The organism is Billgrantia saliphila (assembly GCF_002930105.1).
GTDB classification, from domain to species: domain Bacteria; phylum Pseudomonadota; class Gammaproteobacteria; order Pseudomonadales; family Halomonadaceae; genus Halomonas; species Halomonas saliphila.
On sequence record NZ_PJRN01000010.1, the window covers coordinates 1 to 26,250 of the forward strand.

A 26,250-nucleotide genomic window follows, 5' to 3' on the forward strand; every position below is an offset into this window, starting at 1 on the left:
GGTCTCGCGGTAGGTGGCAAAGGCCGTCTCGGCGAGCTCACAGGCGCGCTCGACCTCGGCGCGGGTACCGCCGACGTAGGTGGGCTCGAGGGTCTCGCCGGTGGCGGGGTTGACGGCATGGATGGGCTTGGAACTGCCGCTGACGGCCTCCCGGCCGATCAGCATCGTGCCATTGATTGGCATTTCATTGGCTCCTTGTGTCCAAGGCTGTAACCGGGTCAGGTATCGCTCAAGTTGTCCGTGACACGCTTTCGGACTCGATTGATATGGTGTCGCATGGCGAGGCGGGCACCTTCGGCATCGTTCTGCTCGATCGATTCATAGATCATGCGATGCTCGCCCAGTACCCGATCGATACGTTCCTGACTGGCGCTCTTGGTAATGCTCAGTGCCATGGTCATGGCTTTCTCGATATCGATATGTATCGACTCGAGAATTTGAGGAAACATGTCATTGCCAGTGGCTTCGGCGATTACCATATGAAAGTTGAAGTCCGCCTGGCTGGCGATGCGGCCTTGGGTGAAATCTTCCTTCATGCCCTCCAGAGCCTGACGCAGTTGGGCGAGCTGCTCCTCGCTGCGCCTCACTGCGGCCAGGGCACAAGCCTCGCACTCTATGGCCATGCGCACTTCGTAGCTCTTCAGCAGCATCGCAATATCGGATGCGTCGGCATACTGAGTCAGGCCCGCTGGTGGGATGCGCTGGATATAGCTGCCGGACCCTTGGCGAGAAACGACGATGCCATCCGCCTGCAGCCGCATGAGCGCTTCTCGTACTACCGGTCGCGATACTGAGTAATGCTCGCAGATACGATGCTCTGACGGCAGCTTCTCGCCTTTCTCGAAGTTACCGTTGATGATGGCCTGCATAAGCTTGCCGTAAAGCTGATCGGCAAGCTTTTCCTTTCTGGGAGAGGGTTCCAGAACCTTGTTCTTGTTGCGATTCATTTGGCTATCCGACCTGACTCGCCAACTGCTGCAGGCTGCATGGTCTTTCTGATGGCAAGGAAATAAACGAAGAAGACAGTCAATAGGATGAAGAAGAGACTGTCCAGGCTAGTGATGAATACCAACGGGTTGCCGTTGGAGAGCGCTAGGGCCCGGCGCAGAAATTCTTCCAGATTCGGTCCAAGAATGAAGCCGAGCAGTAGGGCGACGACGGGATAGCCATAGTGACGCAGGAAATAAGCGAGTATGCCCAGAGCTAGGGTCAGACCCATCTGGTAAGCCGAATAGGTGGCGACGTAGCTGCCGACGACAGCGAGCAGGGCGATGGCGCCGTAAAGCATGTCCTTGCGGATCGAGACGATACGAATGAAATAGGGGCCGATCAGGAAAAGCGTCAGCGGTATCAGCACCAGTGCGCTGAACAGCAGCGAAGCTAACATGGGAGCTATCAGGCCGGCCTGATCGGTCATAAGTTGCGGTCCCGGCTGGATACCATTGATGATCAGTACGCCCAGGACGATAGCCGTGATCGGATCCCCCGGGATGCCGAAGGTAAGCATGGGCACCAGCGCACCGCCGCAGACGGCATTGTTGGCGCTCTCCGAAGCGGCAATGCCCTCAGGATTGCCTTTGCCGAAGCGCTCGGGATACTTGGAGGTACGCACGGCTTCTGCATAAGCTAGAAAACTGCCCATGGAGCCGCCCGCCCCAGGCAGGGTGCCTACCGAGTAGCCGATCAGAGAAGACTTGAGGTAGCACCACAGACCAATCTCTCGTATCGCCGAGAGGGGCGGAAGGAAGTCGCGACGCCGTATGGTCTGCGATCGTTGAAGCTCTTGGCGCAGGCGGCGATGCTCAGCGATCGAACTGGCCTGTATCAGCAGCTCACTGATAGCAAAGGTGCCGATGATGACCGGCATCAGGTCGATGCCTGCCGTCAATCCCTCCATACCGAAGGTGAAACGTGCCACCGGCAGCATGGTATCAAGTCCGATGGTAGCGAGCATCAGCCCCAGGCAGGCTGCCATGGCGGATTTGACGATTCGATCTCGCTGGGCGATGACGATGACGATCAGAGCAAAGGCGATCAACGAGAATTTGCCCGCCGTTTGCACCAACAGCGAAGCCTTGGCCACGAACGGGGCCAATACTATCAGCAGGATAGCGCCGATGCCGCCACCGACCATGGAGGCAAAGGAGGCGTGACCCAGGGCCAGGGCACCTTGGCCGCGCTGCTGCATGGGATAGCCCTCCAGCGCAGTCATCATCGACGAGGGGGCGCCGGGAATGTTGATCGTGGTAGCGGTTATGCTGCCGCCGCACATGCCGGCCATATAGATGCTGGCACAGGCCATCAGCGCGGTGCTGATGTCCAAGGTATAAGTAAGGGGGAGTAATAAGGCCAGAGCCAGGGTGGCGGTCAAACCCGGAATCGCAGCGAAAACGGTGCCGATGAGGAAGCCAGCCACCACATATAGGAGGGTAACGGGGTCAAGCAACTGAGTGAAGCTGCCAAGAACCAGAGCAATGAAGTCCATGATCATCCCCAGAGTGTCGGAAGGCGCACACGGAAGATCTGCTCGAACAGCAGGTAGCCGAGCAGTGTGAGGGAGACGGCAATCGTTATCTTGCCGAGCAGTCGGCTGAAGTCGGAGAACAGCAGAATGATGGCGAGCACATACACTGCTGAGGCCAAGAAATAGCCGAGCGTCGTGAATGCAAGGATATAAGCCAGCGTGGCGACCATGACCAGTATGGGGCGGGACCGACCGCGCGCTGGAGTATTCGTTTGGTGAACATCGCTAGTCGCTGACAGGGCACGGACCAGTAGTGTGACCGCTAGCGCCAGCGACACGCTGCCCACTACGAGGGGAAAGAATGAGGCGCTCGGGCGGCCATTACTGATAGGTGAATCAAGTAGCATGGCAGAAATCAGATAGACGATGGATACGCTGCACAGGAGCAAGGGGAACGCCAAGGAGGCGCCTCGTCGCTTCAAGCTGTTATGCGTCGACATGGTAAGTTACCTCGAAAGGGCCCTCGGAATGCCAAGGGCCGTATCTGTGGTCAGAGGTCAAGTTCGTCCATAAGCGCAAAGGTTTCCGCCTGCCTGGCTTCCATCCACTCATCCACCTCCTCGGAGCCGAGCCAGCTCGGGGTGACGCCGACCTGCGCTACCCATTCCTGGAACTCATCGCTAGCGAAGGCTTCGTGATAAGCGGTTTCAAGGGTCTGAATGGCTTCATCGGGCGTGTTCGCCGGGGCAACCAGTATGATGAAACTGCCCGATTCGAGATTCATGCCCAGGTCGCTAATGGGAGGCACGTCCGGGTAGGAGGGGTTCTGCTCTGACGAGAACTCCACCACGCCAAGAAGATCGCCAGAGTCGATCAGACCGGCGAAATCGCCCAAGCTGGCGATGGCCGCATCGATCTCGCCGGATAGCAGGGCTTCTGATTCGGCTGCCGCGGCACCCGGGTAGGTAATGATGTTGAAGCTGGCTCCGGTCATTTCCTCGAGGCGACGCGCGGCCAGGTAGGGGCCTGATCCCTCTGGCATCACGCCGATTCGCACCGAGCCCGGCTTGGCCTTGGCCGCTTCGATCAACTCCTCGAAGCTGGTGAAGCCGGAACGCTTCGAGACCACAATAGCATCGGCTTCCTGGGTAATGCGGGCGATCGGTTTCATCTTGTCGAGTGAATAGCCCGGGACCAGCTGAGAGCGCGGCACGGTGATGACGCTGTCATAGGTTAGTACGCTCAAGGTGTGCCCATCGGGACGCGCCCGCATCATCTGGGTCAAGCCGGTAGCGCTGACCGCGCCGCTGATATTCTCGGCATAGATCGAGACCGGAAGTTGTTCTTCGGCAAGATTGCTGATCTTGCGCGATATACCATCGGTGCCTCCACCTGCTGACCATGGCACGATGAGGCGGATGTCACGGGTGGGGAAGTCCTCGGCAGCCACGGAGGAGACTAGCGTCAGTGCGGCCAGGGTACTGATGAGACCTTTCTTGATGGCATGAGTTGGCATGGGATTTCTCCACTTTTGTTGTTGTGCAGCGATGAACTGCCGATTCAGTGTTGTTGCTTCCATTCCTCAAGAATGCTCGCCAGGCGCTCCACCTGGGGCGTATTCAGTCGGTCGACGCCGGGTGGGCGCACAAAACCGACATCCTGTCCGACCAGTCGCATGGCCTCCTTGACGACAGTGACATTGGTACCGTTCTGCTCAAGGGTGCGCATGTCTTCGAAATCTGCGATGGCGGCAACCAACTGCCTGGCTTGTTTCCAGTCGCTATTCTCCAACGCCTGGTGAAAGCGCATGGAAAGGGCGGCGTTGATATTTACCAGACCTGAAGTGAAGCCGCGGGCACCATAGGCGTAGAAGGGGAGTGCCCAGCTTTCTGCCAAGCCGCATATCCATTTCAGAGAGGAGCCTTGCGTGGCCCGCATGCATTCAGCCATGCGAAGCGGGTCGGGAACTGCGTACTTGATGGCCACCACGCTCTCGATCTCGGCCAGACGAGCAAAATCGGACGGCGTCAGCCCGGCATTGCGCGCGTAGGCGATAATCGGCAGGCCGGTCTCGCGACTGATGTCACGAACGTACTGGACAAGCATGCGTGGGGAGGCAAAGGGATCCGGCGGCTGGTGAATCATGATGGCATCAACGCCGGCCTCCTCGGCTGCCTGGCTCAGCCTCATTGCTTCATGGAGACTGCGCCCTACCCCGGCGGTGACCAGGCTGCGCCCGGCGGCTGCATCCACGGCAATTCGATAAGCATGCGTAATTTCGTCGGGCGTGAGGGAGTAGAACTCACCGGTATTGCCTCCGCTGACGATATTATGAACACCTGCGTGGGCAATATCGTTCACGACCTGACGTAGCAGGGCGTCATTGATGCGACCGTTGGGCAGATATGGGGTCACATGGACACCCGAAACCCCCTCGAGGGCTTGCTCGACCCGCGAACGGGACGCTGTGGTGATCATCGTTGTTTCTCCTTCCTGTAGGTGCGGTGCGATGAATCGTCACTAGGCGTACAGGAAGGCTATTGTTTGATTTGCAAAGTTGTCAAACAAATTTTAATTAGCTTAAAGAGAGAAAAAATAAAAAAATCCATAAAATCAGCAAAATAAGCAAATCGTATTATGCTTTGGTCTTATTACATATTTACAAGTTAGCTAACATGTCAGCGAGGTGAATCAGCAGGGAGCCAGGGGCGCTGTTCGGGGCGATACGTTTCCAGCAGCCCCCAGAGGATCGCCATGGTCTCGGCATCCGGGTGGCCGCGGTAGTCGGCGGGGCGAAAGCGCATCTGGAAGGCGCGCAGCACCGAGCGGGTCTGCTGATCGAGCTCGCCGGTGATGTCGATCGGATAGCCCCAGCTCTCGAGTCCCTCCTGCAGTTTCGCCACCGACAAAGGGCTTCTGCGGAAGTGCGCCTCGAGCGTTACTACCCGTTCTTCGTCGGGCCACACACCGATACCCGCTTCATGTAGCTTGCGCCAGGGAAACCGAGGGCCCGGGTCGATCTTTCGCATCGGCGCGATATCGGAATGCGCTACCACATCGGTAGGGTGGATGCTGTGGCGCTCGATGATGTCCCGCGACAGCGCGATTAGCGCATCGATCTGCTCGTCCGGGTAAGGCGCCCAGTTCACTTCCACGGCGGCCTCGGTGTGTGTCTCCAGTAGCTGTTCCACCTCGGCGTAGGGTCGGTCAGGTCCGGTATTGACGATCTCGATGCCGATCGAGGTGTCATTGATGTTGGGGCGGCCCTTCCAGGTGCTGGCGCCGGCGTGCCAGGCACGACGCGATTCGTCGACAAGCTGATAGACCAGTGGTTGGCCGCGCTGCTCCCGTGGCGGCAGCGGCAGCACGTAGTGGGCACTGACATGCGGACCGGTGAGTACCGCCAGCGACTCGGTTTCGTTTACGTCGGTGTAGTGCAGCACCAGGTGGCGAACGCGGCTGTTGTGCGAAGGCGAGGTGAAGCGATGCTCGACGCCGTAACCCTGGCGAGCCTCGAACGTGGGCGAGGCGCAACCGACCAGCCAGGCGCCCGCTAGTGCCGTGCCCATCAAGGTGATCCAGCGTTGAGGCATGGTCAGCTCCCCTCCGCCACGAGCCGTATCAGCAAGCCGATCACCATGGCGGTCGAGACGCTGAGCAGGGTGCCCATGAGCACGTATTCGGTCAGCTTGCGATCCTGTGCGCCGCGTAGTTCACCGAAGCGCAGCACCGACTTGGCGGCGAGAAGGAAGCCGATGGCGGTCAGTTGGTCGAGCAGCACCAGGGTTAGTACCAGTACGCGTTCGGCCATGCCGATACGTGCCCCGGCAGCTATCAGTGTGCCCGGGTTGTCGATTTCGGCACTCCAGCGTTGTATGACCAGGGCGATGACAATCGACAGCGGACGGGTGACGACCAGATACGCGACGACGATGCCGAGCACCGGCGGGGTGAACAACCATTGCCAGAACGTCACCAACGGCTGCAAGTTGCCCAGCCAGGCCAGCCAGACACCCAACAACACCAGCAGGTGCAGTGCTTGATCGAGCATGAACCAGCGCAGCCTTGCCGGCGACAGATAGGACTTGCCGAGATCGATCAATGTATGGCTCACACCCACGGCAACCGCGCCTCCCAGCATCATGAACAGGGGAGTATCGGATGGCAGGGGAAAGGTGGCCGCCCCCAGCACCGTAAAGGCCAAGCCGCCATGTAGCGCCGCGTGCAGGTAGAGCTGGGGAGAACGCACCTTGCGCGCATAGCGGGCTTCGACCCAGCGTCTTGGCTGCAAGGCGAAGTCGCCGAGCAGATGGACCAGCACCAGCCCCAGCAGCAGCGAGAGATCTGCGTTCATCGTGGGTCGTCCTTGAATCGTTGACCGAGATAGCGGAGGTAGTCGTCGAGTAGTGACCAGCGTGCGGCCCGCAACCGCTTATGCACGCTGGGCTGGCTGATCCCGAGCCGCTTGGCGAGCGCTTGCTGGGATTCCTCGTACCACAGGCTCAGGTAGACAGTCTCGGCGGCGTAGTGCGACCAGCCGTCGATCAGATCGTCGACGAAGCGGGTCAGCAGGGCCAGGCACTCGCTCTCGGTATCCTCGGCCAGCTCGAGACACAGGTGGGAGGAGCCTTCGCTCATGGCATCCAGCGCCTGACCGGAGCGCACGAATACCTCGCCGCTGGCTTCGGTCACCCGCTGTTCGGGTTGCCAACGATCCTTGCCGATGGCGACAGCGATGCGGGCGTCCCAGCGCTGACTCTCCTCCGAATGGCGAATCAATGCCGCCCGCAACAGCACTGCTGCGGGCAGGGCAGTCGCGGGGTCGGGCAGGGCTATCTGAAAGCCGTCACCACGGTACCGCTCGCCTTGGCCGCCGTAGCGATCGGTGATCGCTTCGATGGCGTTATCGAGCGCCTTGAAGAGTCGTTTCGGGTCGCTGGCCTTGCGGGAATCGACAAGGTCGCCCGTGAGTACGGCAATGCGCTGCACCATAGGCTTGTTCTGCATGGAGATGATGGAAGGATAATAGCCCTTAAGGGTTATTTTTCAAGTTAATAGCCAAAAAGGGCTATAGCGACTCTGCCCGCTATCGACACTTGACTGGTCATATGAAGGACGTGGCTTCATACAAAAGCATGTATATACATACAGTATAGAGAGCCGTCCGGGGATGGGCAAGCGGTCGCAGGGCTATCGAAACCGGTCCGAGCGCTTCTATCCGCGCGCCAGCTCACGCATGGCGTTCTCCAACCCCTCCAGTGTCATCGGATACATTCGGTCGTCGATCAACTGACGGATCAGTTGGGTGGAGTGGGTATACTCCCAGGCACGTGGCGGCATAGGATTGAGCCACGCTAGGCGATGGAACTTGTCGACCAGACGCTTGAGCCAGACCGCGCCGGCCTCGTCGTTGAAATGCTCGACGCTGCCGCCGGGGTGTGTAATCTCATACGGCGACATGGCCGCATCGCCAACGATCACGACCTGGTAATCCGAACCGTAGGTGTGCAGCAGGTCCATGGTAGGGATGCGTTCGTTGCCACGCCTCAAGTTGTCGCGCCACACGCCTTCGTACAGGCAGTTGTGGAAGTAGTAGTGTTCCAGGTGCTTGAACTCCGATCGGGCGGCGGAGAACAGCTCCTCGCAGACGCAGATGTGATCGTCCATGGAGCCGCCCACGTCGAGGAAGAGCAGCACCTTTACCGCGTTGTGTCGCTCGGGACGCATGCGCACATTGAGCAGACCGGCATCGCGTGCGGTATCGCGAATGGTGGCGTCGACATCGAACTCCTCGGCCGCGCCCTGGCGGGCGAACTTGCGCAACCGGCGCAGCGCCATCTTGATGTTGCGCGTACCGAGTTCGAGCGTATCGTCATAATCGCGGAAGCGGCGCTCGTCCCACACCTTGATCGCACGGCGATGGCGCGAGCCCTCCTGCCCGATGCGGATACCCTCGGGATTGTAACCGTAGGCGCCGAAGGGGCTGGTGCCACCGGTGCCGATCCACTTGTTACCGCCGGCATGGCGCGCCTTCTGCTCCTCGAGGCGCTTCTTGAAGGTCTCGATCAGTTTCTCGAGACCGCCCAGCGACTCGATCTTGGCTTTTTCCTCCTCGCTGAGCTGCTTCTCGAACTCTCGACGCAGCCAGTCATCGGGAATCAGCGCCTCAATGGCGGCATCGAGATTCTCCAGGCCGTCGAACCAGGCGGCGAAGGCACGATCGAAGCGGTCGAAATGGCGCTCGTCCTTGACCATCACGGTGCGCGCCACCTGATAGAACGCCTCCATGTCGGCGAACACCACGCCGCGCTCCACCACCGCGTGCAGGTCTAGCAGTTCGCGTAGCGACACCGGGACGCCGGCGCGCTTGAGGGTTTCGAACAGGCCGATGAACATGTCTCAGCGCCTCTGGTTGCCCTGGCGACGCATCATGAAAGCCAGCCGTTCAAGCAGCTGGGTATCCTGCTCGTTCTTGACCAGGGCGCCTGCCAGCGGCGGGATCGCCTTCACCGGGTCGCGGTGGTAGAGCGCTTCGCGGGCGAGTTCGTCGCTCATCAGGAGCCTTAGCCAGTCGACCAGCTCCGAGGTGGAGGGCTTCTTCTTCAGACCCGGGGCCTGGCGCAGGTCGAAGAATACTTCCAGCGCCTCGCTGACCAGCTTCGGCGCGATGTCGGGGAAGTGCACGTCGACGATCGCCTGCATGGTCTCGCGATCGGGAAACTCGATGTAGTGAAAGAAGCAGCGGCGCAGGAAGGCATCGGGCAGCTCCTTCTCGTTGTTCGAGGTGATGACGATAATCGGCCGATGCTTGGCGATGATGGTCTCGCCGGTCTCGTAAACGTGGAATTCCATGCGATCCAGCTCCTGGAGCAGATCGTTGGGGAATTCGATGTCGGCCTTGTCGATCTCGTCGATCAGCAGCACCACCCGCTCGTCGGCGGTGAAGGCCTCCCACAGCTTGCCGGGTTTGATGTAGTTCTCGACGTTCTCCACGCCCTCGACGCCGAGCTGGGAGTCGCGCAGTCGACTCACCGCGTCGTACTCGTACAGGCCCTGGGCCGCCTTGGTAGTGGACTTGATATGCCAAGTGATCAGCCGGGTGCCCAGCGAGCTTGCCAGCTCCTCTGCCAGCAGGGTCTTGCCGGTGCCCGGCTCGCCCTTGATCAGCAGCGGGCGCTCGAGAGTCACGGCGGCGTTTACCGCCTGCTTCAAGGCATCGGTAGCTACATAGGTAGAGGTCGAATCGAAAGCCATGGTCGTGCCTCGGCGATTAGCGTCGTGTGGGGAAGTCAAACAAGTGTACGGAAGGGCGGGGTTGGGGACAAACCTGGGCGAGTCGCCGGTCACTCCGCATAGATCATCTTGCGCGTCATTCCCCCGTCCAACACGCAGTTCAGCTCCGTCACGAAGCCCGCCGCATCGGAGAGCAGGTAGGCTGCCTTCATTCCTTGCGACGGTAGGCCTCCACCAGCGTGGCCGGGTCGTGCTCGGCGTGACCATGGCTCACGTGGGCCCGCATCAGCTGAGCGGCCAGTCCGCTCATGGGCGTGGCACTGCCGATGCGCTGACTCTGCGCCATGGCCATGTCGAGATCCTTAAGCAGGGTGCGAAGATGCCAGGCCGGGCTGGAGTACTCGCTCGCCGCCATGCGCGGGGTGAGGATCTGGAACGGTCGCGAATCGGCAAAGCCGCCGGCCAGCGCCTCGGTCAGGCGGCTGGCGTCCACGCCGCTGGCCTCGGCCAAGGCCACCATCTCGGCGATTACCGCCGCCTGGCAGCCGACGATCATCTGGTTGCACACCTTGGTCACCTGGCCCGCGCCCACCGGACCCATGTGCGTGACCCGCGCCGAGAGCGGGGTGAGCATGGGGCGCACGGCCTCGATGTCCGCTTCCGTGCCGCCGCACATGATGGCGAGGCTGCCCGCTTCGGCCCCCGCCACGCCGCCGGACACCGGCGCATCCACCCAGCGCATGCCACTCTCTTTTTCCAGTCGTTCGGCAAAGCCCCGCGTTGCTGCCGGATCGCTGCTGGATAAATCGATCAGCCGCTGCGCCTTGCGTCCGTGGGCCGACACGCCGCCCTCGCCGAATACCACGCTCTCCACCACGGCGGTGTTGGCCAGGCACAGCATCACCACGTCCACGCCTTCCACCAGCTCGCCGATGGAGTCGGCAACCGTGGCGCCGGCATCGCGCAGCGCGTTGGTCTTCTCCACGGTGCGGTTCCATACGGTCACGGCAAAGCCGGCAGCCAGCAGGCGACGCGCCATGGGATCGCCCATCAGTCCAATGCCGATGAAGCCAAGGCGGGGCTGTGTCATGTCGTTCTCTCCATTGAGCGGTGCGAAGCGGGAGTCTCCTAGAATGCGCGATGGAAGGGTTTTCCATCAATACCAGTACTCCGCCAGCCACCACAACAAAGAGAGAGCGAGCCTAACGAACATCGTTAGGCGGACGGATTCACGCGACGGTAGATGGCCTCCAGAAGGCTGTAGAGACCGAAAGCGAACAAGCCGATCGCAACCAGCGCCAGGAGCCATTGGCCGAACGATTGGCTGCGCAGCGTATTGAACACTTCGGAAAGCCCACCCGCCTGGTCGGGGTCAAACTGATAAGCGGCGATGATGAAGAATGAACCGATAATCAGGAAAACCAGGCCGCGAATCACGAGGCCGAAGCGGCAGATGGGGTAGGCCCAGTGCTGGGTCCGCGGCGGCATGTCGAAGTGGCGATCGAATTGGGTCTTACAGCCCTTGATGCCATGGGCAATCCCGGCGCCTATGATGGCCAGGCCCACGGCGCCGACCAGCCATCTACCATAGGGCTGCTGCATCAACCAACTGGCCAGGCCTTCCGACCCTCCACCTGAACCGCCTGAGCTGCCACCTATCGTGAAGATCAGGCTGGCGGCAAATATCGCAAGCAGAGTATGTGTGATCGCACTCACCAGCAGGCCCGCCCGGATAGCCATCCCCTTGGCATCGGTGCCGTGGCGGTCGGTGTCCTTGATGGCCTGGGTGCAGCGCCAAATGGCGTACCCCAAGAGGCCCACGCAGATTATACCAAGGAGCAGGTTGCCCCATGGGGCGGTCATCAAACTTTCCAGTGCGCCGCGGCTGTCGGTGGTTTGGCCGCCTTGACCAAACGCCGCCAGAGCGGCAAGGCCGCCGATCAGGAGATACACGACTCCGCGGGCCGCGTAACCCCAGCGAGCGAGCAGGGTGAGGGCGTCCCCGCCATCGGGGGTGGTGGTGCTGTCCGTCATGAACTCCTCCTGGCTGAGCATGGCATCGATAGACGATTGCCCAACATTCACTCTAGCAGTTCGGCGGCTTCTCCCGGCGCGGTGCGGGCGGCATGTTCAAATTGGTAGAAGCTCGGACTTTTAGCACCAATGGCATGCACGCTAAGCCACCTCGGCAGATGGGCAGGCCGGGAGAAAGCGAAGGGCGAAATGCCAAGGCCCCGTCGAAAGCGGGGGCCTGGCAGGTACGTGTCACGCTATCAGCCCGTCGTGCGTCCGCTGAGCTTGTCGCGCAGGCGGTCGATCATGCCCACACCGGGGCCGATAGTCTTGTGGAAGAGTTCGGAGTGAGGCGCGCTGGGGTGAGGGCGGGTCGGGGCCACCTGCTTGGCGGTCTCCACTTTCCTGCCCATGTCGACGAGCTGCTCGCCGGGGATGTGCGAGCGAAGCTTCGGGAACTGGTCGCCCTCTTCGTCGCTGGCGTGGTGACGCAGCAGGCCATCCAGTTTGCGTACGTGGTCCATGAAGACCGGATCGGAGGTGTCGGCATCCTCCAGCCGCTTCATTACCTGCACGATCTCGTCATGCTCCTGCTTGTCGTGCTGCACCTCCTCGGTGCCGTTCGGCACGTACTTCTCCATCACAGGGTAGACGTGCATCTCCTCGGCGACGGCATGGCGCATCACTTCCGCTATCAGCGTATCGGTCAGCTCGCGGCGCTGGTCGGGTTCCGGCGTATGCTGGATCCGGCCGAGCAATTCCTCCATCTCGCGATGGTCGATGGTGAGAATGTCGACCACATCCGCAACCGATCCGCTCCTGGGATGTTCGCTCATGAGACTCCTCCTTTGAGTCACTTCGCCTAAGCGAATGTAGGAATCTTCACCATAGTACCGCGCCGTCCTGATAGCCAAGCGTGGCGATGCTTTCGACGTGACGTGACGTGACGTGACGTGACGCAGTGCGGTGATCTATACAGAACGGAGCTTGCCGTAAGTGTCGACAGGAGCTGCCAAGATGGATGAGTACACTGACGCAACATTCCACGAGACCGTTGTGCCCCTGTCGCGGCGCCAGGCGTTTCATTTGTTCACCGAACTGTTCGCCGACTGGTGGCCGAAGGAGTACACCTGGTCGCAGTCGGCACTGAAGACGATCGGCATCGAGCCGAAGGAGGGCGGGCGATGTACCGAAGAAGGCCCTTACGGGTTTCAGGTGGACTGGGGGCGCGTAGTGGTCTGGGAGCCGCCCGAACGGTTGGTGCTTGCCTGGCAGATCGGCCCGAATCGTGTACCACAGCCCAATCCGGAACACGCCAGCACGGTGGAGGTGCGGTTCAGCGCTGAAGGGCCGGAGGCCACTCGGCTGACCATTGAGCATCGCGACTTCCGGCGGCATGGAGAGGGCGCGGCTGAATACCGCGATGGCATGGCGTCCGACTGGGGTTGGCCCTTCATCCTGGAGCGTTTTCGCCAGTCGTCTTATTGATGGAGGTTCTGGCATACCAGCAGACCTGCGAATCGGAGGGGCGATATGCGACTCAGGGTGCTTTCCGACCTGCACCTGGAACATTTCGACGAGAACCGCGAACTGCCTGAGGTGACGGCGGACGCGGTAATCCTCGCCGGAGACATTCACCGCGAGACGAAGGGGCTGGCCTGGGCGGCGGAGCGCTTTGCCGGCCAGTCGATCCTCTACGTGCCGGGCAACCACGAATTCTATGGCACCCGCATGCCGGCGCTACGCCGGGAACTGGCCACCGAAGCCGAGCGGCTCGGCATTCACCTGCTCGACAACCGTTCGCTGACGCTCGGTGGCGTGCGCTTTCACGGCACCACGCTGTGGACCGACTTCGCTCTCTACGCTGAAGAGCCCGACCATGACGCCGCGCTCACCGAACGTAAGGCGATCGTGCTGATGCCGGATTTCAGCATCATCGAGCAGCCGGAAGGAGGAACTTTCAGCCCGCGGGAGAGCCGGCGGCTGCATGCCGAGGCTCTGGCCTGGCTCGAGGCTGAACTGGCCCAGCCAATCGCCGGTCCGCGGGTAGTGATCAGCCATCATGCCCCGCTGGCAGCCTGCATCCCGCCGCGCTATCGAGGCGATGCATTGTCGCCGGCCTTTGCCTCGCATCTGCCGGGATGGATGGGACGCGTGGACCTCTGGATACACGGTCACGTTCATGAACCGGTGGATCTGGAGGTGGCCGGGACTCGAGTGGTGGCCAACCCCGGCGGCTATCCGAGCGAGTTCGAACCACCGCTGTTCGCGCCGGACTTAGTCATCGAAATCTGATAAAGAGAGTCGAAGCGTATCGATACGATGGGTCCTCGCATGACTCGCCCTGGCTGGACTACGAGGGGCTGTCGACCTATCAGGAGTGGCCTGAGAGGCGATAGAGACATGGCAAACTGCGATGCCCGGCGCCATCGCTGGCGCCGGGCATCTGTCTGTCGAATCTCAGCTGAAGACGTGGAAGCTGTCGGCGTTGATCCACAGGTGGACGAGAATACTGGCCACGTACCCCAGGGCGATCACCGGTGCCCAGCGCAGATGCCCCGCGAAGGTGTAGTAGCCGCGTGCCTGGCCCATCAGCGCGACGCCAGCGGCGGAGCCGATGGAGAGCAGGCTACCGCCCACGCCGGCTGTGAGCGTGATCAGCAGCCAATCGCCGTGGGACATCTCGGGCTGCATGGTCAGCACCGCGAACATCACGGGGATGTTGTCCACCACCGCTGAAACCAGGCCCAGCGCAATGTTGGCCCAGGTGGCGTCCCAGCCGTAGAGCAGTTCCGATACCAGGCCCAGGTAGCCCAGGAAACCCAGGCCACCGACGCACATCACTACGCCGTAGAAGAACAGCAGGGTGTCCCACTCGGCCCGCGCCACGCGATTGAACACGTCGAACGGAACCACGCTGCCGAGCTGGGCCAGCCGGCGTTCGTCACCGCTGCGTGTGTAGTGCTCGCGCTTGCGCTCAAGCGACCGGGGCAGGGTGCGGCGCAGGTAGTAGCCAAAGAACTGCAGGTAGCCAAGGCCGGTCATCATGCCCAGCACCGGTGGCAGATGTAGCAGGGTGTGGCAGGCCACGGCGGTGGCTACGGTGAGCAGGAACAGGGCGATGATACGCCGTGCGCCGCGCTTGAGATCCACCTCCTCCTCGATTCCCGCAGGCGTACGGTTGCCGATGAACAGGCTCATGGCCACCGCCGGCACCAGGAAGTTGACCAGCGAAGGCACCAGCAGGGCGAAAAATTCGTAGAACTTCAGCATACCGGCCTGCCACACCATCAGTGTGGTGATGTCGCCGAAAGGGCTGAAGGCACCGCCGGCATTGGCTGCCACCACGATGTTGATACAGGCCAGGTTGATGAAGCGCTTGTCGCCCTCGGCGACCTTGATCACCACGGCGCACATCAGCATGGCGGTGGTCAGGTTGTCGGCCACCGGCGAGATCACGAACGCCAGGCCTCCGGTCAGCCAGAACAACTGGCGATAGCTGAAGCCCTTGCGCACCATCCAGGCGCGCAGGGCATCGAACACGCGGCGCTCCTCCATGGCGTTGATGTAGGTCATCGCCACCAGCAGGAACAGCATCAACTCGGCGAATTCGAGCAGGGTCTCGCGGAAGGCATGCTCCGCCTCGTCGGGCATGCCGGCCTGTACGTAAACCCAGCCGATCAGAAACCAGATGAGGCCGGCGGCGACCAGCACCGGCTTGGACTTGCGCATGTGAATCTTTTCTTCGGCCATCACCAGGGCGTAGGCGAGCACGAAAAGCGCAACGGCGATGAAACCGACCAGCGAGTTCGTCAGAACGAGCGGTCCGGTGGCGGCCTGCGCCAGCGGGCTGGCGAGTCCGAGCAGAGGGATGAGCAGCAGGGCGCCTGGCCGGCGGAGGAACCGCGACCGGGCAGTGGCATGACAGCCGATTGACATGGTGGTATTTCCTGAGGAGGAACGGGGGAGAAAACACCGCCTATATATCATGCCGTGTTGCGCTGCGGTATCGCTCAGTTAACCTTGCCCCATGCCAGTTCGGCATAAGGCGGCGAGCCTTCATCGACCGTGCCGCCGTCCTGTGTCGTGGCCTCGAAAACGTGACGATATGGTAGCTTGTAGAGGCTTTTCCTCGTCTGCGAAATGGCTTCGGAATCCAATCGAAGATAGGAGGCTTCAGCATGCATATCGCCATCCTGACCATGCGCCTTTCGCTGCCAGGCTGCGCTTCGTTGAAAGAGAAGCGTCAACGCATAGGTGGGCTGCATGAACGCTATGGACGTAACCCGGCGGTGTCGGTCTGCGAGAGTGGTGATCAGGATCGACTGGAATCGAGCGAATGGACCTTCGTGGTGGTCGGCACCCAGCAGCCGAAGGTGGAATCCCTGTGTAGCGAGATCGAGGACAAGATGCAGCGTACGGTGGACGGGCGGGTGATGGAGGCGACACGAGAGTTTCTGTGATGCTCCATTCGTTACTGCAGTGCATCAAGAGAAGGCATGGGAGGCTCGATTGCGCTGCACTGGTGCAAGGACGGCGGGGCGAGGGTAAGGGGCTATTGGTGTCGGATGGCGAGGAAATATGCTAGCCATTTGATATAAAAGGTAAAAAAGAAAATTGGCGCGGTAATCGCAATAGACAGGACAAACGGTGACGGCAGGAAGCCGACCACCGTCTCCCGATCAAGTCGCCATGGCCGCTCGACTGGCCGGCGATAACCCGAGTGAGCTGGCGTGCTCCACCTGGTCCCCTTCGGGGGACCTTTTTTATTGGCTTACCTGGCGGGGCCGTTAAGCTTCTCGCAAGGAAAGATAAAGCCTGTTGCTGTTTTTCTTGCAGGCCTTGGCTGACAAGCGTTCTGTGATTGTTGGTGCGGCATTCGCTTGGGGTGCTATTCGAACAGGATAGCGGGCGATTTACCGAATGAGCTGGCGTGCTCCACCTGGCCCCTGCAGGGCCTTTGTTGTTGCGACAGGGTGAGCAATCCCGCGCGTCGCCGCAACTCGACCTTCGTGGGATAGGGGCCAACATCCGAACCCATGGACTACCTTTGGAAGGCGGCGCTGATCGTGACGGCAGCGCGACAAACGACAAGCTTTCACAAGGAGGTGAAATGCAGGAGAGAATCTTGCTCGTGCTCAACGGCGGCGGGGCATTGGGTGCTTACCAGTGCGGTGTCTATCGGACGCTGGTTCGGCACTATGGCGCTGAGGTCTTGCGTCGCACGGTCATCGTCGGGGCCTCGATCGGAGCGGTGAACGGTTTTCTCATAGCCGCACATCATCACCAGCCGGATAGCGGGCTGGGCACGCTGGAGCGATTCTGGCGTGAAGTCGCACAGCCTTCGGTGCCCTTCCTCCCGTTTCCCGAGACGCTCAGCTGGCGCTTGAATGCTACCCTGACGGGGCTGACGTGGGGCAATCCGCCTGTCTTTCATGGCGTGCCCGGCGGGTTTCTCGCCGGGCTGACGTGGTATCCCGCCATGGCGGGATACGACAACCGTAGCCTGGTCGAGACCACGCGTCGCTATGCCGAGGAGTACAGTCCAAAAGAAGCAGCGTCACCGCGCCTGATGATTCGCGCCATTGATATCGAGGCGGCGACCCCGGCCTGGTTCGATAGCGCCGATCAGCCTATCGTGCCCACCATGCTTGGAGCCAGCAGCGCCATTCCGTTGTTGTTCCAGCCGGGAAGGCACGCAGGGAGGGCTTACTGGGACGGTGATGTCTGGCATCAGGGGCTGCTACTGCCCGCTTTACGGCGTTTGCTGGGGGAGGAGCCGGATCAGCGGCTGCATGTCATCACCGTTGAGCTGTTCAAACGCAGTGCGGGCATGCCGAGCGGTTTCGGCCAGAGCCTCGATCATTTCCGGCGGCTGTTCCTGGGCGCACGTAGCGATGACGAGGCCGAGGAGGCGACCGAGCGTTACCCTTCGCTACGGCTGACCCGCATACGCCGGGCGCCTCATCCTGGCGAGGAGGCATCGCTGTGGCTAATGGACTGGGGGGCGGATCGCCTCGCTTATCTGCTCGAACAGGGTGAGCAGGATGCCGAGCGCGCACTGAACGAGAAGCAGAGCGAGTCCGAGACGACGGGAAATAAGAAATAAGAAAAAGGCTGCCATGAGATGGCAGCCTTGTCGCTTATCTGTCGAAACGGACCTTAGACGGCTTCTTGTGCAGCGTCGCTTCTTCCGTGGCGCTTATGTCATCCTTGACGGACATCCTTGTCCTTTATTGCTATGCCTTCCTGGCGCGGTGTCAGCTGCGATCCGAGAGTCGCCGTGCCGTTTGCGACCAGAGCCGATTAGCGGCCTTGGTTCTTGCCGCCCTTGCGGCCGGCTTCGGAGGCCTTCTGCGGGTCATTGGCGAAGTTGCCGCCGCTCTCGTGGCCACCTTTCTGGCCGGCTTCGGAGGCGCGCTGCGGGTCGTTGGCGAAATTGCCGCCGCTCTCGTGGCCGCCTTTCTTGCCGGCTTCGGAGGCACGCTGCGGATCGTTGGCGAAGTTGCCACCGCTCTCGTGACCGCCTTTTTGACCGGCCTGGGAGGCACGCTGTGGGTCATTGGCAAAGTTGCCGCTGCTCTCGTGTCCACCCTTCTGGCCGGCTTCGGAGGCCTTCTTCGGATCGTTGGCGAAATTACCTGGATTCTGATTGCGCTGTGCCATTGTCAGAACTCCTTCCCGTTAGCTATTTCAGCGATTTCGTATTTCCTTATACCGGCTTTCCGGCACTGCTGGCTTCTGCCATCACGATTAAACGTAGGTAGAGACCAACGTGGCATCAAGGAAATTAAGGTTTCTTAATGAAACGAATAGTTGGATTTTCTAATGCAGGATTGCTCAATGCGGGCATCAATTACGAACAAGCGGCACGGGCGAAATACCGAAACCCTTCTGGGCCATTGGATCGGCTGCCACATCCGGCTAGGGTAGGAGCAGGAACTCATCGAAACGGCTAGGGAACAAGCCATGTCTCTCTTTATCGCCTTGAGCGGCTTCCTGCTGGTGGGGCTGGTGATTTACGACGCCGTCCAGACCACGCTGACGGGATCGAAATCGGGACCCATTACCCACGTGCTCTGTCAGCTGGCCTGGTATCCCGCCCTGCGGCTGCATCGCCGCTATCGGCTGCACGGATTGCTGGCGAGCGTCGGTCCGTGGAGTACGGTAACGCTGATACTGGTGTGGGTGGGCCTGGCCTGGCTTGGCTGGTGGCTGGTCTTCAATAGCTATCCGCAAGCGGTGTTCCATCCCGATTCGGGCACTTTCGCCAACCCCACGGAACGGCTCTACTTCATCGGCTACACCCTCACTACGCTGGGGTACGGCGATTTCGTGCCCGGCGGCAGCAAGTGGCAGGTGCTCTCGGTGGTCGTGGCGGCAAACGGTTTTTTTCTGCTGACGCTGGCGGTGACTTATTTTCTCTCCCTCGTATCCGCCGTGGTGCAGAAGCGGCAGTTGGCTATCTTGATCCATACGCTTGGCGATACCCCCGAGGCGATCGTGCGTCAACAAGGGGAGGACGGCGACTTCGCGGAGTTGGCCAGCCAAGTCGACGATCTGAAACCCACCATCGTCAGCTTGGGGCAACAGCATCTTGCCTATCCGGTATTGCACTATTATCACGAGGTTCGGCCCGACCGGGCGCTCCCCGTAGCCCTGTGCAAGCTCTACCAGGCATTGACGATCATTTGTCACGCCTCGCCGTCATTGGAATCTTCGGTGCGATTCAAGCTGAAAACGACCCTTTACGCGCTCGAAAGCTTCCTGGTCGTGCTGGACCAGAATTTCGTTCATCGCTCGGAGCACTTGCCCATGATCGAGCCGGCCTGGCTGCCTAGGCATCGGACGTTTTCCCGTGACCCGACGGAGATACGGCGTTATCTCGAAGGGTTGGATAATCAGCACGTATGGCATGCCTATGTCGAGAAGGATGGCTGGTGCTGGGAGACGGTTTGGCAGGGCGGTACCGGCATGAGAGGGCAATGACATTCTCGCGCACGACTCCGATCCCGACGAGTGGGTTGCAACGCCATGAAGGGTCGGCCTGATGTCGGTAGGCGGACGGGGAGCGACTGTCGGGCAATAATAGAGGCTATTGAACCGTATGCGGAGGCCTGGGTTTGGCTCAAACGACACCCGCCGGCGACGCGATCCCCGTGGGCATAAGTGCCTGCCTGATGGGCGAGCAGGTACGCTACAACGGTGGGCACAAGCGCTCCCGCTACTGCCTGGAGGTGCTACAGGAGTGTTTCGCCTTCGAACCCTTCTGCCCCGAACTCGAGGCGGGGCTGGGCGTGCCACGTGAGCCGATTCGTCTTGTCGGCGCCCCCGGCGAACCGCCGCGGGTGGTCGGCACGGTCAACCCGGAGCTCGACGTCAGCGAGCGGCTCGAGGAAGTCGGCCAGGCTTTCGTCGCGCGGCATCGTCACCTGCGCGGTTTCATCCTGATGAAGGGTTCGCCGAGCTGCGGACTCGAACGGGTCAAGGTCTACCACGAGCACGGCATGCCCAGCCATGCCGACTCCGGCATCTTCGTGCGGGTAATGCGCGAACTCTTCCCCGAACTGCCGCTGGAGGAGGAGGGGCGCATGAGCGACGCCGTGCTGCGTGAGAATTTCATCACCCGCGTGTTCGCCTTCGACGACTGGAAGCGCAGCGTCGAGAATGAGCCCGACTACCATGCCCTGATCCAGTTTCACAGCCGCCAAAAGTACCTGCTGATGGCCCACCACGTGGAAGCCTACCGCGAACTGGGCCACTTCCTGGGCAGCGGGGCGCATGCCCAGCCGCTGGAGGCGGCCAAGGCGCACTATCTGCGCCGCTTCATGCAGGCGCTGTCTCGCCCGGCCACGCGCAAGACCCATACCAACGCACTGATGCACGTGCTGGGCTACCTGAAACAGGCGTTGGACAGCGAGGTCAAGCAGGACCTGCTGCAGGCGGTGGAGGAGTACCGCCTGGGCCACGTGAATCTGGTGGTGCCGCTGCGGCTGATCAATCACTACGTGAAGCGCCATGGTTCGGACTATATCCGCCAGCAGACGTATCTGGATCCGCATCCGTACGAGCTGGCTCTGCGTAACACCATATGAAAAACACAGCAAGCGACGGCGCTGGGCCAGGCGTTGTTGCAACCACCTTACCATGCTCATTTTGGTGAACTGCGCTTTTGCGCCTAGTCTCACCTGGTCTGGTCGTCGCTCGCTACGCCTGCATCAGAGTTTTGCAGGGCTGCGTTCGCTCATGCCTCCACCCGGTGCCGGCCGAATTGCAGGTTCGCCAGGTGGCGGTAGAGTGGGCTGGCCTTGAGCAGGTCCTCGTGTCGCCCCGCGGCCACCAGTTGGCCCTCGTCGAACACCAGCAGGCGGTCGGCGGCAGTCACCGTGGCCAGGCGGTGTGCGATGACCAGACTGGTGCGCCCCGCCATCAGGCGGTCGAGTGCCTGCTGAACCAGGCGTTCGCTCTCGGCGTCGAGCGCGCTGGTGGCTTCGTCGAGCAGCAATACCCGTGGATCCTTGAGCAACGCCCGGGCGATCGCCAAGCGTTGCCGTTGGCCGCCCGAGAGCTGCACGGCACCTGGGCCCAGCGAGGTGTCGAAGCCGTGGGGCAGCGCTTCGATGAATCCGAGGGCATTGGCGTCATCGGCGGCGGTGCGCAGTGCGTCAAGCGAGGCGTCCGGTGCACCGTACCGAAGGTTGTCGGCCACCGTGCCGGTGAACAGAACCGGCTCCTGCGCTACTAATCCCATCGCGGCGCGCAGCTGGCGTGGGTCGAGATCGCGCAGGTCGATGCCGTCGAGGGTGACTCGCCCATGGTCGGGGTCGTGGAAGCGCAGCAAAAGGCCCAGCAGCGTACTCTTGCCGGCTCCGGACGGCCCCACCAGGGCGATACGCTCGCCGGGGCGGATCCACAGGTCGAGCGCCTCGAGGGCGGGGGCGTTTCGGCCGGGGTAGGCAAAGCTCACACCCTCCAGGCGGATTTCACCGTATAGCGGCGAGGGAAGGGGCATCGGCCGCTCCGGCGGGCGTATGCCGGGCTCGGCATCGATCAACTCCAGCAGCCGCTCGGCGGCGCCCGCGGCCCGCTGCACGTCGCCTGCCACCTCGGCCAGGGTCGCCACGGCACCGGCGGCAAGCACGGCGTAGAACACGAAGGCCGAAAGCTCGCCGGCGCTCATCTCGCCTTCCAATACCGCCTGGCCTCCTTGCCATAGCATCAGCCCCACCGCGGCGAATATCGCCAGCATGGCCGCACCGGTGAGCCAGGCGCGCTGATGGGTACGGGTCACGGCGGTGGCAAACGCCTGCTCGACGCGCTCGCCGTAGTCGCGCCGATCGATCGGCTCATGGGTGAAGGCCTGCACGGTGCGAATGCCATCCAGGGCTTCGCTGGCGTAGCGGCCGAGTTCGGCGACTCGATCCTGGCTGTGTCGCGAGAGGCGGCGCACGCGACGGCCAAACCACAGGATCGGCAATACCGTGGCGGGAATGCCGGTCAGCACCAATGCCGAGAGCCAGGGCTGGGTCACCAGCATCAGCGCTACGGCGCCGAGCAACAGCACCAGATTGCGCAGCGCCAAGGATATCGAGGAGCCGAACAGGGTCTGCAGCACGCTGGTATCGGCGGTCAAGCGTGAGGCGATCTCGGCGGCGCCGCGATCGCGGTGTATGGCGCTCTCGAAGAACGCCGGTTCCAGCTCGAGCAGGTGGTCGAAGACTTGCCGCCGCAGGTCGGCCGCCAGCCGCTCGCCGATCCAGCTCACCAGGTAGTAGCGCAGCGCCGAGGCGGCGGCCAGCACGCTGACGACAAGCAGCATCAGGAAGAGCGTCTGGTTGAGCCGGGTGGGATTCTCGGCCAGGAAGCCCTGGTCGATGACCAGGCGTAGCCCCTGGCCCAGTGCCAGCACGCTGGCGGACGCCATGAGCAGGGCCACGGCGGCGATTGCCAGGCGGGCGCGATAGGGTGCAAGCAGCTTGAGCAGCCGCAGCAGGACACGCGGATCGGGGCGTGGCGACATGAAAGCGTTCCGAGGAGAGTAGACGTGACGACACGATACCAGTGCCACCCCGGCGCTGCATGTCGCCAGACGCCTCCAGGGAGGCGTCTGGCTGAGCTGTCAGACCAGAAGTCGGCTCCAGCGTCCATACTCGCCGTGGATCGGTCCTCGGCGCAGGCTGAGTGCGATCACCGCAGCGCCGCAGGCCAGGCTGTTGACCAGGGCGAGTGTATCGGCGCCGTGCAGGAACGGCGTAAAGAACAGTACGCTGCCGAGCGGAATCAACACCCAGCGTGCCGGGCGCGCCGATTCGGCCATGGCGACCACCGTGACGGTGATGATCAGCGCGCCGATCAGATGATCCCAGTTGGCCAGGGTACCTTCGGCACCGAAGGTTACGCGCGTGAACATCAGCCAGGCGCCTATCAGCAGGCACAGCGCCAGGTTCCAGGGCAGATTCACACCGGTGGACAGCGCATCGCCGATAACGGCCTGCGGCTTGCGCTGGAAGTTCTCCTCGACGCCTTCGTTGGGGCCTTCGTCGGTGTCGCCGGTGAAGAAGATCTTGAGCACCGGCGCGCCGGCCCGATGGCGACGCCTGAGAAACTCCCCGGTGGCGACGAATTCGTTGAAGGCATAGGCGATCTGCAGCAGCATCGCGCCGGCCTGCAGCAGACACAGCGTGCACCAGGTGCCGATCAGGATCGGCTGGATGATGATGAAGGTCACCGACACGACCCCCAGCGGTACGATCAGTACGCCGAACGAAGCGACGATCCAGGGCATGGTGCGCCAGCGGTTGGCGGCGCCGATAAAGCCGAGCAGGATCTCCAGCATGTAGACGATGCCGCCGAGCCCCGCATCCGGTACCGGCCACGCCTCGGAGGCCGAGGAGGTGATGATGTCCTCGGTGCCGTTGAGTCCGCTGCGGGTACCGTCGAAGAACGGATCCCACACGGCATCGATATGCCCGAGCTGATAAGCGGCCAGATAGCGCGAGACGAAGAAGCCGACCAGGGCCAGGGCGATGATCGGCATGCGCTGGAACCAGCTCGAGGGATTGTTGTTCCAGCCGGGGGGAGTGGTGGGGCCGGTCATCGCCGCCGCGGGCGACATGCCTGGCGTCGGTCGCACCAGGGCAGAGAAAGCGATGGCCAAGGTGCCGACGATGGTACCGTTGAGGTAGGCCGCCGCGCTCTCGCTCCAGAACACCAACGGAGCGAACATCACCCACAGGCCGATGCCGGCGCATACCCAGCGTGCCCAGGCATGCTGCCGCGACAGCGAGATGGCGCCGAAGATGGCGAGCAGCAGCCCGGCGCCGATATCGCTATAGGCCATGCCTCCTTCATAGCCCAAGGTCGGTGGCGAGACGATCAGCCATATCCCGAGAGCGATATTGAAGAAGTGCGCCCACAGGAACTGGAAGTGCTGCCGCTGGCTGTGGGCCTGGTACCGTTCCAGCACGCGCTCGGGATTCTGCCCCTTCTCCTCGGCTTCCTCGACCCAGTCGGGTGGGGTGATGCCGTTGGCCTGATACCAGCCGTGCGGGTCCTTCAGCAGATTGTCCACCATGGCTTCGAGCGTGTCGAAGACCTCGTGGCGCGGTTCCCAGCCGAGCTGTTCGCGGGCGCGGCGGATGTCGAGCTCGTAGTGATCATCGGCCATATCGATCATGAACGGCCGGATGAAGGGTTTCTCGCCCTTGTCGAAATCGTCGGGGACGAGCGGCTCGCTCTTCTCCTCGAGCAGGGCGCCGGTCTTGGCCAGCGGTTTGGGCATCACCACCGTCTTCCACTTCTTCTTGCCGTGAATCAGCTCGCCCAAGCGATTCTGCAGCGCTTCGTAGCTGACGGCGTGCTCCTCGCCAATGAGGATCTCGTTCTCCCGCGGCAGCTCTCGACGCCGATCGATGGTGCGCCGGAAGGCGTCGATCATGTCCTCCTTGTGCACGCACGCCTGGCCGGCATTGGTATTGCCGGAGTAGAAATGACTCTTGAAGGTGTGTTCGTAGATGCGCGCGATCTGGTGCGACAGCGTGGGCACGCTGGTTTTCTCGTCGTACATGCCGGCCAGGCGCAGCAGCGTATAGGGCATGGTGGCATGCTCGCGGATCACCGCTTCGGTTTTCGCCTTCGACTTGGGGTAGGCCCAGGTGGGCGCGATCGGCGTCTCCTCGGTGACCCTGCGCCCCGGTACCTGGGGTTCGTGAACCAGCATGGTGCTGGAATAGATGAAGCGCTCAACGTTTACGCTTTTCAAAGCCTCGAGCAGGTTCTTCGTGCCCTGTTCGTTGACCTTCTCGTACAGAGGCGACTCCTCGCCGGTGAAGTCGAAGTAGGCGGCGAGGTGAACCACGGCAGCGATATCGCGGCCGTGACGTTCGGCTACTTGCTCAAGCGCCTGCTTGATCGAGTCGATATCGGTGAGGTCGAACTCGTAGCTCTCGTCGGCTTCCTCCGCCTTGTTCCTGTCGAGAGCGATTATCCGATAATCGCGATTGAGGCTACGGGTCAGGGCCGTTCCTACGCCGCCCGAGGCTCCCGTGATCACAACCAGCGGTCTCTCCTGGATAGCCGCATCCTTGTCTGGCATGGCTAGGGTTCCCTCCGAACTCCATTAAGACGCATCACGATGCATGGCACTGGTTCAAGCTAGTCGGGTTGGGGGCGATACGGCAAACACGACTTGTCGCCTTGTGCCATGCTCTGTACAACAATAGGTAAATCGCGCTGCGATAATGTAGCGTCAGGTATCGGAGTGCTTGCGTATTGTCGGTATCGTGCCGTTACGATGAAAAGGGAGTTTCCGCTAGATGAAGAGTGCCGTTGCCATTCGCCATATCGCCTTCGAGGATCTGGGTATCTTCGAACCGGTTCTCGAGGAGTTCGGCTACCGCATTCGCTACCTCGATCCGGGCCTGCTGGGGTCCGATGCCCTCGAGGCGCTTGATGTCGACAGCCCCGAATTGATGGTGATTCTCGGCGCGCCGATCGGCGCCAACGACGAGGCCATGTACCCCTTCCTCGCCGCAGAGCTGGACGCCATTCGGCACCGGCTCGACTCGGGTCGCCCGCTGCTGGGTATCTGCCTGGGAGCACAGCTGATCGCACGCGCCTTGGGTGGCCGGGTCTTCCCCATGCCGGAGAAAGAGATCGGCTTCGCCGACCTCAGCCTGACTCGCGAAGGACAGGAAGGCCCGCTGCGCCATATCGGTAATCCCGACACGGTGCTTCACTGGCATGGGGACATGTTCGAGACGCCACCCGGAGCGACCCGGCTGGCTTACAGCCACCCCTGTGCGCACCAGGCCTTCGCCGTGGGCAAGCATGTGCTCGGCCTGCAGTTCCACCTCGAAGTCGACCCGGCGCATATCGAGCCATGGCTGATCGGCCATGCCGCCGAACTGGCTGCCGCCGAGGTGGATCCGGTGGCGCTGCGCGAGCAGGCGAAACGCTTCGGCCCGGGGCTCAAGCAGCGTGGCCAACAGGTCTTCCGCGAATGGCTGGCAGCGGCAGAGGCAGCCCAAGGCATCGAGTAG

Annotated in this window: 25 protein-coding genes and 1 pseudogene; 7 read left to right on the forward strand and 19 right to left on the reverse strand. The window is 61.8% G+C overall.

Annotated features, from left to right (window positions below; translation table 11 throughout):
• The 14 genes and pseudogenes from CYJ07_RS12250 to CYJ07_RS12320 form a co-directional block, all read right to left on the reverse strand.
• Positions 1-183: pseudogene (locus CYJ07_RS12250) on the reverse strand (aldehyde dehydrogenase (NADP(+))); the annotation flags it as partial.
• Between the two features lie 35 nt (positions 184-218).
• Positions 219-947 carry a FadR/GntR family transcriptional regulator gene (locus tag CYJ07_RS12255; RefSeq protein ID WP_104203994.1) on the reverse strand — a complete coding sequence of 243 codons (729 nt, stop codon included), beginning with the start codon at positions 945-947 and terminating at the stop codon, positions 219-221.
• Positions 944-2,485: a tripartite tricarboxylate transporter permease gene (locus CYJ07_RS12260; protein WP_104203995.1), complete on the reverse strand. Its 1,542-nt coding sequence runs from the start codon at positions 2,483-2,485 to the stop codon at positions 944-946. The genes CYJ07_RS12255 and CYJ07_RS12260 overlap by 4 nt, the downstream gene beginning before the upstream one ends.
• Before the next feature lie 2 nt (positions 2,486-2,487).
• The gene (locus CYJ07_RS12265) at positions 2,488-2,964 is read right to left on the reverse strand and encodes a tripartite tricarboxylate transporter TctB family protein (RefSeq protein ID WP_104203996.1); all 477 of its coding nucleotides are present in this window, start codon (positions 2,962-2,964) and stop codon (positions 2,488-2,490) included.
• Between the two features lie 50 nt (positions 2,965-3,014).
• A complete protein-coding gene (locus CYJ07_RS12270; protein ID WP_231489626.1) occupies positions 3,015-4,043 on the reverse strand; it encodes a Bug family tripartite tricarboxylate transporter substrate binding protein in 1,029 nt (342 codons plus the stop codon).
• The gene (locus CYJ07_RS12275; protein WP_104203998.1) at positions 4,025-4,942 is read right to left on the reverse strand and encodes a dihydrodipicolinate synthase family protein; all 918 of its coding nucleotides are present in this window, start codon (positions 4,940-4,942) and stop codon (positions 4,025-4,027) included. The genes CYJ07_RS12270 and CYJ07_RS12275 overlap by 19 nt, the downstream gene beginning before the upstream one ends.
• Positions 4,943-5,142: 200 nt before the next feature.
• Positions 5,143-6,057 carry an N-acetylmuramoyl-L-alanine amidase gene (locus CYJ07_RS12280; protein WP_104203999.1) on the reverse strand — a complete coding sequence of 305 codons (915 nt, stop codon included), beginning with the start codon at positions 6,055-6,057 and terminating at the stop codon, positions 5,143-5,145.
• Positions 6,058-6,059: 2 nt separating this feature from the next.
• Positions 6,060-6,818 (reverse strand): DUF3307 domain-containing protein, encoded by a 759-nt coding sequence (locus CYJ07_RS12285; RefSeq protein ID WP_104204000.1) that lies wholly within the window; start codon positions 6,816-6,818, stop codon positions 6,060-6,062.
• The gene (locus CYJ07_RS12290) at positions 6,815-7,456 is read right to left on the reverse strand and encodes a hypothetical protein (RefSeq protein WP_104204001.1); all 642 of its coding nucleotides are present in this window, start codon (positions 7,454-7,456) and stop codon (positions 6,815-6,817) included. Before CYJ07_RS12290 ends, CYJ07_RS12285 begins: the two co-directional genes overlap by 4 nt.
• A 222-nt stretch (positions 7,457-7,678) precedes the next feature.
• Complete coding sequence (locus CYJ07_RS12295) at positions 7,679-8,860, reverse strand: vWA domain-containing protein (protein ID WP_104204002.1); 1,182 nt, start codon at positions 8,858-8,860, stop codon at positions 7,679-7,681.
• 3 nt (positions 8,861-8,863) lie between these two features.
• A complete protein-coding gene (locus tag CYJ07_RS12300; RefSeq protein WP_104204003.1) occupies positions 8,864-9,718 on the reverse strand; it encodes an AAA family ATPase in 855 nt (284 codons plus the stop codon).
• Between the two features lie 187 nt (positions 9,719-9,905).
• On the reverse strand, positions 9,906-10,787 hold the full coding sequence (locus CYJ07_RS12310; RefSeq protein ID WP_104204004.1) for an NAD(P)-dependent oxidoreductase: 882 nt from the start codon (positions 10,785-10,787) through the stop codon (positions 9,906-9,908).
• Between the two features lie 125 nt (positions 10,788-10,912).
• Positions 10,913-11,731, reverse strand: coding sequence for a DUF1206 domain-containing protein (locus CYJ07_RS12315; protein WP_104204005.1), 819 nt, complete (start codon positions 11,729-11,731; stop codon positions 10,913-10,915).
• 239 nt (positions 11,732-11,970) lie between these two features.
• Positions 11,971-12,546, reverse strand: coding sequence for a hemerythrin domain-containing protein (locus tag CYJ07_RS12320; RefSeq protein ID WP_104204006.1), 576 nt, complete (start codon positions 12,544-12,546; stop codon positions 11,971-11,973).
• Between the two features lie 181 nt (positions 12,547-12,727).
• On the opposite strand from CYJ07_RS12320, the gene CYJ07_RS12325 reads away from it, so the two are divergent.
• Positions 12,728-13,198 (forward strand): SRPBCC family protein, encoded by a 471-nt coding sequence (locus tag CYJ07_RS12325; RefSeq protein WP_104204007.1) that lies wholly within the window; start codon positions 12,728-12,730, stop codon positions 13,196-13,198.
• Positions 13,199-13,243: 45 nt separating this feature from the next.
• Complete coding sequence (locus CYJ07_RS12330) at positions 13,244-14,005, forward strand: metallophosphoesterase (RefSeq protein WP_104204008.1); 762 nt, start codon at positions 13,244-13,246, stop codon at positions 14,003-14,005.
• Between the two features lie 165 nt (positions 14,006-14,170).
• Here the strand turns inward: CYJ07_RS12330 and nhaD are convergent, their stop codons facing one another.
• Together nhaD and CYJ07_RS20315 are read right to left on the reverse strand one after the other, a co-directional pair.
• The gene (gene nhaD / locus CYJ07_RS12335; protein ID WP_104204009.1) at positions 14,171-15,649 is read right to left on the reverse strand and encodes a sodium:proton antiporter NhaD; all 1,479 of its coding nucleotides are present in this window, start codon (positions 15,647-15,649) and stop codon (positions 14,171-14,173) included.
• Positions 15,650-15,723: 74 nt separating this feature from the next.
• Entirely contained in the window at positions 15,724-15,897 is a 174-nt protein-coding gene (locus CYJ07_RS20315; RefSeq protein WP_156085499.1) for a hypothetical protein, read from the reverse strand.
• Between CYJ07_RS20315 and CYJ07_RS12340 the strand changes: the two genes are divergently transcribed.
• Together CYJ07_RS12340 and CYJ07_RS12345 are read left to right on the forward strand one after the other, a co-directional pair.
• Positions 15,892-16,173: a DUF503 domain-containing protein gene (locus tag CYJ07_RS12340; protein ID WP_104204010.1), complete on the forward strand. Its 282-nt coding sequence runs from the start codon at positions 15,892-15,894 to the stop codon at positions 16,171-16,173. The two genes, CYJ07_RS20315 and CYJ07_RS12340, sit on opposite strands and share 6 nt — an antisense overlap.
• Positions 16,174-16,823: 650 nt before the next feature.
• Positions 16,824-17,819, forward strand: a complete 996-nt coding sequence (locus CYJ07_RS12345; RefSeq protein WP_104204011.1) for a patatin-like phospholipase family protein — start codon at positions 16,824-16,826, stop codon at positions 17,817-17,819.
• A 197-nt stretch (positions 17,820-18,016) separates the two neighbouring features.
• On the opposite strand, the gene CYJ07_RS20900 is transcribed toward CYJ07_RS12345, so the two are convergent.
• Positions 18,017-18,376, reverse strand: a complete 360-nt coding sequence (locus tag CYJ07_RS20900) for a con-10 family general stress protein (RefSeq protein WP_104204012.1) — start codon at positions 18,374-18,376, stop codon at positions 18,017-18,019.
• A 303-nt stretch (positions 18,377-18,679) separates the two neighbouring features.
• On the opposite strand from CYJ07_RS20900, the gene CYJ07_RS12355 reads away from it, so the two are divergent.
• Together CYJ07_RS12355 and CYJ07_RS12360 are read left to right on the forward strand one after the other, a co-directional pair.
• Complete coding sequence (locus CYJ07_RS12355) at positions 18,680-19,699, forward strand: potassium channel family protein (protein ID WP_104204013.1); 1,020 nt, start codon at positions 18,680-18,682, stop codon at positions 19,697-19,699.
• A 134-nt stretch (positions 19,700-19,833) separates the two neighbouring features.
• Entirely contained in the window at positions 19,834-20,805 is a 972-nt protein-coding gene (locus CYJ07_RS12360) for a YbgA family protein (protein WP_269320544.1), read from the forward strand.
• Between the two features lie 149 nt (positions 20,806-20,954).
• Here CYJ07_RS12360 and CYJ07_RS12365 read toward each other — a convergent pair whose 3' ends face one another.
• Both CYJ07_RS12365 and CYJ07_RS12370 read right to left on the reverse strand, forming a co-directional pair.
• The gene (locus CYJ07_RS12365; RefSeq protein ID WP_104204015.1) at positions 20,955-22,730 is read right to left on the reverse strand and encodes an ABC transporter transmembrane domain-containing protein; all 1,776 of its coding nucleotides are present in this window, start codon (positions 22,728-22,730) and stop codon (positions 20,955-20,957) included.
• Between the two features lie 99 nt (positions 22,731-22,829).
• A complete protein-coding gene (locus CYJ07_RS12370) occupies positions 22,830-25,304 on the reverse strand; it encodes an NAD-dependent epimerase/dehydratase family protein (protein ID WP_104204016.1) in 2,475 nt (824 codons plus the stop codon).
• A 220-nt stretch (positions 25,305-25,524) separates the two neighbouring features.
• On the opposite strand from CYJ07_RS12370, the gene CYJ07_RS12375 reads away from it, so the two are divergent.
• Entirely contained in the window at positions 25,525-26,250 is a 726-nt protein-coding gene (locus tag CYJ07_RS12375) for a glutamine amidotransferase (RefSeq protein ID WP_104204017.1), read from the forward strand.

Excerpts from the sequence above, each read along its gene's own strand:
- CYJ07_RS12255 (WP_104203994.1), bottom strand. The coding sequence starts at position 947 with ATGAATCGCAACAAGAACAAGGTTCTGGAACCCTCTCCCAGAAAGGAA.
- CYJ07_RS12260 (WP_104203995.1), bottom strand. The coding sequence starts at position 2,485 with ATGGACTTCATTGCTCTGGTTCTTGGCAGCTTCACTCAGTTGCTTGAC.
- CYJ07_RS12265 (WP_104203996.1), bottom strand. The coding sequence starts at position 2,964 with ATGTCGACGCATAACAGCTTGAAGCGACGAGGCGCCTCCTTGGCGTTC.
- CYJ07_RS12270 (WP_231489626.1), bottom strand. The coding sequence starts at position 4,043 with ATGGAAGCAACAACACTGAATCGGCAGTTCATCGCTGCACAACAACAA.
- CYJ07_RS12275 (WP_104203998.1), bottom strand. The coding sequence starts at position 4,942 with ATGATCACCACAGCGTCCCGTTCGCGGGTCGAGCAAGCCCTCGAGGGG.
- CYJ07_RS12280 (WP_104203999.1), bottom strand. The coding sequence starts at position 6,057 with ATGCCTCAACGCTGGATCACCTTGATGGGCACGGCACTAGCGGGCGCC.
- CYJ07_RS12285 (WP_104204000.1), bottom strand. The coding sequence starts at position 6,818 with ATGAACGCAGATCTCTCGCTGCTGCTGGGGCTGGTGCTGGTCCATCTG.
- CYJ07_RS12290 (WP_104204001.1), bottom strand. The coding sequence starts at position 7,456 with ATGGTGCAGCGCATTGCCGTACTCACGGGCGACCTTGTCGATTCCCGC.
- CYJ07_RS12295 (WP_104204002.1), bottom strand. The coding sequence starts at position 8,860 with ATGTTCATCGGCCTGTTCGAAACCCTCAAGCGCGCCGGCGTCCCGGTG.
- CYJ07_RS12300 (WP_104204003.1), bottom strand. The coding sequence starts at position 9,718 with ATGGCTTTCGATTCGACCTCTACCTATGTAGCTACCGATGCCTTGAAG.
- CYJ07_RS12310 (WP_104204004.1), bottom strand. The coding sequence starts at position 10,787 with ATGACACAGCCCCGCCTTGGCTTCATCGGCATTGGACTGATGGGCGAT.
- CYJ07_RS12315 (WP_104204005.1), bottom strand. The coding sequence starts at position 11,731 with ATGACGGACAGCACCACCACCCCCGATGGCGGGGACGCCCTCACCCTG.
- CYJ07_RS12320 (WP_104204006.1), bottom strand. The coding sequence starts at position 12,546 with ATGAGCGAACATCCCAGGAGCGGATCGGTTGCGGATGTGGTCGACATT.
- CYJ07_RS12325 (WP_104204007.1), top strand. The coding sequence starts at position 12,728 with ATGGATGAGTACACTGACGCAACATTCCACGAGACCGTTGTGCCCCTG.
- CYJ07_RS12330 (WP_104204008.1), top strand. The coding sequence starts at position 13,244 with ATGCGACTCAGGGTGCTTTCCGACCTGCACCTGGAACATTTCGACGAG.
- nhaD (WP_104204009.1), bottom strand. The coding sequence starts at position 15,649 with ATGTCAATCGGCTGTCATGCCACTGCCCGGTCGCGGTTCCTCCGCCGG.
- CYJ07_RS12340 (WP_104204010.1), top strand. The coding sequence starts at position 15,892 with ATGCATATCGCCATCCTGACCATGCGCCTTTCGCTGCCAGGCTGCGCT.
- CYJ07_RS20315 (WP_156085499.1), bottom strand. The coding sequence starts at position 15,897 with ATGCATGCTGAAGCCTCCTATCTTCGATTGGATTCCGAAGCCATTTCG.
- CYJ07_RS12345 (WP_104204011.1), top strand. The coding sequence starts at position 16,824 with ATGCAGGAGAGAATCTTGCTCGTGCTCAACGGCGGCGGGGCATTGGGT.
- CYJ07_RS20900 (WP_104204012.1), bottom strand. The coding sequence starts at position 18,376 with ATGGCACAGCGCAATCAGAATCCAGGTAATTTCGCCAACGATCCGAAG.
- CYJ07_RS12355 (WP_104204013.1), top strand. The coding sequence starts at position 18,680 with ATGTCTCTCTTTATCGCCTTGAGCGGCTTCCTGCTGGTGGGGCTGGTG.
- CYJ07_RS12365 (WP_104204015.1), bottom strand. The coding sequence starts at position 22,730 with ATGTCGCCACGCCCCGATCCGCGTGTCCTGCTGCGGCTGCTCAAGCTG.
- CYJ07_RS12370 (WP_104204016.1), bottom strand. The coding sequence starts at position 25,304 with ATGCCAGACAAGGATGCGGCTATCCAGGAGAGACCGCTGGTTGTGATC.
- CYJ07_RS12375 (WP_104204017.1), top strand. The coding sequence starts at position 25,525 with ATGAAGAGTGCCGTTGCCATTCGCCATATCGCCTTCGAGGATCTGGGT.